This window comes from Mycobacterium sp., from assembly GCF_049585075.1.
Taxonomy (GTDB): domain Bacteria; phylum Actinomycetota; class Actinomycetes; order Mycobacteriales; family Mycobacteriaceae; genus Mycobacterium.
Genome location: NZ_JBAUZA010000426.1, coordinates 1 through 5,414, shown reverse-complemented (window position 1 = coordinate 5,414; position 5,414 = coordinate 1). Strand labels below are relative to the sequence as shown.

At 64.1% G+C, this 5,414-nt stretch carries 6 protein-coding genes and 1 pseudogene; 6 read left to right on the top strand and 1 reads right to left on the bottom strand.

The window, feature by feature from the left end:
- Positions 1-217: 217 nt before the first annotated feature.
- Entirely contained in the window at positions 218-613 is a 396-nt protein-coding gene (locus WB785_RS20130) for a hypothetical protein (protein ID WP_424081143.1), read from the top strand.
- A 71-nt stretch (positions 614-684) separates the two neighbouring features.
- Positions 685-1,392, top strand: a complete 708-nt coding sequence (locus tag WB785_RS20125) for a cutinase family protein (RefSeq protein ID WP_424081141.1) — start codon at positions 685-687, stop codon at positions 1,390-1,392.
- A gap of 3 nt (positions 1,393-1,395) precedes the next feature.
- Here WB785_RS20125 and WB785_RS20120 read toward each other — a convergent pair whose 3' ends face one another.
- Positions 1,396-2,610: a cytochrome P450 gene (locus WB785_RS20120; RefSeq protein WP_424081139.1), complete on the bottom strand. Its 1,215-nt coding sequence runs from the start codon at positions 2,608-2,610 to the stop codon at positions 1,396-1,398.
- A gap of 90 nt (positions 2,611-2,700) precedes the next feature.
- Here WB785_RS20120 and WB785_RS20115 point away from each other — a divergent pair, with 90 nt between their 5' ends.
- The 4 genes and pseudogenes from WB785_RS20115 to WB785_RS20100 all read left to right on the top strand — a co-directional run.
- The gene (locus WB785_RS20115) at positions 2,701-3,330 is read left to right on the top strand and encodes a TetR/AcrR family transcriptional regulator (protein ID WP_424081137.1); all 630 of its coding nucleotides are present in this window, start codon (positions 2,701-2,703) and stop codon (positions 3,328-3,330) included.
- A gap of 79 nt (positions 3,331-3,409) precedes the next feature.
- Positions 3,410-4,081, top strand: a complete 672-nt coding sequence (locus WB785_RS20110; RefSeq protein WP_424081135.1) for a hypothetical protein — start codon at positions 3,410-3,412, stop codon at positions 4,079-4,081.
- Between the two features lie 337 nt (positions 4,082-4,418).
- Positions 4,419-4,928 (top strand): isoprenylcysteine carboxyl methyltransferase family protein, encoded by a 510-nt coding sequence (locus tag WB785_RS20105; RefSeq protein WP_424081133.1) that lies wholly within the window; start codon positions 4,419-4,421, stop codon positions 4,926-4,928.
- 310 nt (positions 4,929-5,238) lie between these two features.
- Positions 5,239-5,414: pseudogene (locus WB785_RS20100) on the top strand (hypothetical protein); the annotation flags it as partial.

The following is a 5,414-nucleotide window of genomic DNA, read 5'->3' as shown; positions in this document are numbered from 1 at the left end:
CTGCACCACCGCCACCGGCCGCGCCGCCGCCTGCCCCGGCCCCACAGCTGCCGCCGATGGTGATGTACCTGCACCTACCGTTCGTCACCGTCCCCATTCCGATCAACCCCCCGCCGCCGCCTCCACCGCCTGGGCCATAGCACCAGGTGCATGTGGCGGACGAGGCCGATTGTGCGCACACTGGGGTGGTATAGGCGTGAGCTGCCAGGAGGCCGCAATGGACGACAACGGTCGGTTCGGGTTCGATCCCGAGGACTTTGATCGGGTGTTTCGTGACGCCAGCGAGGGCCTGCGTGAGGCACTCGACGGCGTCAGCCGGTTTTTCACCCTGCCCGGCGAGCGGGCCGGGTTGTCTGGGCTTCTCGACGACCTGGCGCGGCGCATGCGGACCAGGCCGGAGACCGCCGGCGAAGCCGGTGACGGTGTCTGGGTGATTTACACCGTGAGCAGCGACGGGGGCGCGCGGGTCGAAGAGGTCTACGCCACCGAACTCGAGGCGCTGCGGGCCAACCAAAGCAACACCGACGCGACCCGCAAAGTCCGATTCCTGCCGTACGGCATCGCCGTCAGCGTCCTGGACGGTTCAGACGATTCAACGGGGGAAACGCCCTAACGGCCTCTCTGGCGACTGGAGCGATCGGAATAACAGGACCTGCTCGGGGGTACAGGGCAACAATGTTGATCATGTGCCGACCCCAGATCGCTCGTTTTCTTGTTGCTGCGCTGATAACCGTCGGTGGACTACTTAGCGTGCCCGCTCCCATCGCGTCAGCTCAGCCCTGCCCCGACGTCGAAGCGGTCTTCGCTCGCGGCACCGGTGAGCCGCCCGGTGTCGGCGGGATCGGACAGCCATTCGTCGACTCGTTGCGCTCGGCGATAGGTGACAAGTCGCTTGACGTGTATCCGGTCAACTACGAAGCCAGCAGCGACTTTTCCGACCGGCTTCAGTTCGCCCAAAGCGTGGTCGACGGGATCAAAGATGCGGGCGGTCACATCGAGGCAACCGCCGCGAACTGCCCCAACACCCGGATAGTGCTAGGCGGATACTCCCAGGGCGCGGCTGTGGCAGGCTTCGTCACCTCGGCTTCCATCCCGGCGGGCGTACCGGCCGAATATGTGCAGTTCCTGCCCAAGCCGATGCCGCCGTCGGTGGCCAACCACGTTGCCGCGGTGGTCCTGTTCGGAAAGCCGTCGAATCAGTGGTTGCAGAACTACGGCGCGCCTGCGATCACCATCGGCCCGCTGTATGCGCCCAAGACCGACGAATTGTGCGCCGCCGGTGACACGATCTGCAATGGCGATGCCGGCGGGGCACCGAGCTTCGCGCACGCCGAATACCCGGTGAATGGCATGACAGCCCAAGGCGCCGATTTCGCCGCGAGTCACCTGTAAATCTCACCAGGTGACCGGCAGCTCTTTCATGCCGTAAATGTCGGAGTCCTTGAACCGCAGTGCATCCGGCGGTACCGCTAATCGCAGCCCGGGTAGGCGTCGCGCCAGCGTCGAGAACGCGACCTGCATTTCGACGCGGGCCAGGTTGGCCCCGATGCACTGGTGTACGCCGTAGCCAAAACCCAAGTGTCCCCGGGTATTCCGATTGATGTCGAAAGTCTCTGGGTTGTCGACGAATTCGCTGTCCCAATTTCCCGCTGGCAGATTCATTAAGACCCTGTCGCCCGCCCGGATCAACTGGCCACCGATCGTCAAGTCCTCCGTCGCGATCCGGTCCACCTGGGCGTGCACGATGGTGAGATAGCGCATCAGCTCTTCGATGGCATTGGCGATCGCGGCCGGATCGTCAGTTTGGCCGAGCCGTTCGAACACCTCCCGATGCTGCAGCAGCGCAACAGTTCCCAATGCGATCATGTTGGCGGTGGTCTCGTGGCCGGCCTGCATCATGATCACGCCGGTCATCGCCGCAGTCTCACGATTGAGTTGCCCGGTCGCGACGTAGTCGGTCACCAGACGGCTGATCAAGTCGTCGCCGGGTTCGCGCTCCTTGCGCTGCACCAACTCCTCGATGTAGACAAACATCGTCGCGAAGGCGCTTGCCTTTTGCTCTTCAGACGTCGACGTATCCAATCCGATCGTGGTGTTGTGCTGGAAGAGGCCGAGGTCTTCGGGTGGTACGCCCAGCAGCAGCGCGATCACCAAAGACGGTACGGGCAAGGCGAAGTCGCGCACGATGTCGGCCGGGGGCCCGTTGTCGATCATCGTGCCGAGGTACTTGTCGACCATTTCCTGAATCTGCGGCCGCATCGCTTCGGTACGCCTGAACGTGAATTGGCTCGTCATCATGCGCCGCAGCCGATGATGCTCGGGATCGTCGATGCGCGCGAAGATCACCGGCGTGCCCTCGTCGCTGGACGGTTTGATCGCCGACGAGATGGTGTCAGCGGACAGCCTCGGGTCGACCAGCGCGGCTCTGATGTCCTGGTAGCGGCTCACCACCCACGTCGGTTGGCCTTGCCACATCGCCCGGCGCAGGCCGGGCTCGTCCCGCCACTTCGCGAATTCCGGTGGCGGCGCAAGCGGACACTGCGCAGCTCGAGGCATAGGTATCGGCGGAAGCCCGGTCTCGGGGCGGGAATCGGAAGTTGTTGCCGTCATTGGCGTTTCCCCATAAGTGTCAGCTGACTGTCAATTACCCGAGCGTAGAACCCGGCCGATTGGCAGTCAACTGTCAGTTACTCTGTCGCTATGACCGCGGTTTCCGACCGACCGTTACGAGCGGACGCGGCGCGCAACGCGTCGAAAATTCTGCGGGCGGCGCGAGACATCTACGACGAAATGGGCCCCGAGGCGCCCATTGAGGCGATCGCCCGTCGCGCAGGAGTCGGGGAACGAACGCTTTATCGCCGGTTTCCGACCAAGGCCGACCTGATCCGGGCCGCGCTGGATCAATCCATCGCCGAGGACCTCAACCCGACGATCGAGGCCGTCCGGCGCGCCGACGACCCACTAGGCGGCCTCGCCCAACTGATTGACGCCGCGATATCGCTGGGTGCTCGCGAACACAACCTGCTGACCGCGGCGCGCCGAGCCGGGTCGCTGACCCCCGACATCTCAACCCCGCTGAACGAGGCGCTCGCCGAGCTTGCCCGTCGAGGACAGCAAGCCGGCGTCGTCCGCGCTGACCTCGTCGCCGATGATCTGCCGCGTCTGATCGCAATGCTGCACTCCGTGCTATGGACGATGGATTCGAACAGTGACGGCTGGCGTCGCTACGTCGCATTGATGCTCGATGCGATCTCGACCCACCCACGACAGCCGCTGCCCGTGGCAGTCGCACTGCATTTTGCACCCGCGTCGAGTAGCTGGCCTATGTGAGGGTCTTAAGAAAAGCGCCGTCAAATGAGGATAGTTACTATTTCGTGACAATTCCTCGATTTGCTCGTAAGGTGTCCGCGTGGCGCGACATCGATTGGCGACCAGCCGGCGAAGGTCACCAGGGATGGTGGCTGCCGTGGTTGGCCCGGCTGCTGTCTTCTTTGCCGTCGCCGGAAGCGCCGACGCTGTCGCCACCCGCGTCGAGGCAAATAAGGATGTTGGCGACGGTCCGCCGTGCTGCGTAGCGGTCACCGCGGCCGCCCCGGCATCACCGTCGTGGGCTTTGTCTGACGTGAGCCCCGGGCCCGACGAGACGGTGTCGGCGTCCAGGGCATCACGATGGCGCGTCGTCAATCAAAATGCTCCGCGCGTCCTGCCCGTGGGGATCGCGCCGGAGCGGGGTCTGCAGGTCAAGACGATTTTGGCTGCGCGCAGCATCAGCGCGGCGTTCCCCGAGATCAAGAACATCGGCGGCGTTCGGCCGGACTCGAAGCCCTGGCACCCGCAGGGTTTGGCGCTGGACATCATGATCCCCAACCCCAGTAGCGCGCAAGGCATCGCGCTTGGAAACGAGATCGTCGCGTTCGCGCTGAAGAACGCGACTCGATTCTCGCTGCAAGATGCCATCTGGCGCGGCACCTACTACACCCCGACCGGGCCATCAGGATCTGGGTACGGGCACTACGACCACGTCCACATCACCACCCACGGTGGCGGATACCCCACCGGCGGGGAAGTCTACGTCCGCTAAGCGGCCACGCTGATTCTGCTGCAGGCCGGAACGCTGCCGGCCCGGTAAGTAGCTGTTCCATCACCGGCGCATTTGTCCGGCCTGGACCGAACCATCTAGTGGCGAGGCTCGTAATACCGATTGAGGCGTCTTCGGGCCCGGGTGCGCACCACTGGTGGTGAGCGCCGAGGAAGGCCGCGCCGTCCACGCGCCGAGGGGCACACGTGGACGGCGCGGCATTTCAACGGCGGCGACGGTGTCAGCAAGCGACATGCTCCGAGAAGGATGAGTAACGTGACGAAGACATTGGGGCCCGGTTTTTGCTCCGAATGCCTGATAGTGCGCTGGCGGTGATCCGATGACCTGGTATGTGCTGTTGATCGGCGTGGTCGTCGTGGAGCGCATCGCCGAGCTCGTGGTGACCAACCGCAATCGCGCCTGGAGCCAGGCACACGGCGGCGTCGAGTTCGGCGCCGGACACTATCCGGCCATGGTGACCCTGCACACCGCGCTGCTAGCGGGATGTCTGATCGAGCCGATCGCGCTGCACCGGCCCTTCGTCCCAGCCCTGGGCTGGCCGATGCTCGCGATCGCCGTTGCGGCACAAGCATTGCGCTGGTGGTGCATCAGCACCCTGAAACATCAGTGGAATGCCCGGGTGATCGTGATCCCCGGCGCAGCGCGTGTCACCGGCGGTCCGTATCGCTTTCTGCCTCACCCGAATTACGTCGCGGTGATCGCCGAAGGCTTTGCGCTGCCGCTGATACACACCGCATGGATTACTGCGCTGGTGTTCTCGGTTCTCAACGCCGTCTTGCTAAGAACCCGAATCCACGTTGAGAACAACGCACTGGCAAGCCTGAGGTGATCGATCCTCTCGTCATCGGCGGGTAGCCCGGCCGATTGACCACTGCGATACGCGGGCTAAAGTGTCGTCGCCGAAAGGCGGAGCGGTCCGATCGATCGTTGAAAAGGCCTGCTGCGACTCGTGACTCAGTCGTGACAATGCGGCCAAACGTCACTATTTGGCAACAGCTCGGTGCGCCGCGGGTTGTGTTCCACACGGGTCTAGTAGAAATAGCGTCGGTGCCTAAGGACGACTTAGGTACGGCTACGCGGTTCTGCTGAAACCTCTTGCTGGTGGACATAGCCGAGCGCGAATAAAGGAGTGGACGTCGATGGCGGCTTTCGATCGAGCCAAGGTCAAAGTAGTTGCCGGCGCCGGATTGTGCGGGGCCGTCATAGCGTTGAGTCCCGACGCGGCAGCCACCCCGTTTATGACGGGTGGCTACGCCTGCGTCCAGGGACAGTCAGGTGGAGCTGGCGCACCGGCGGCGGGCGGGCCCGCGGCAGC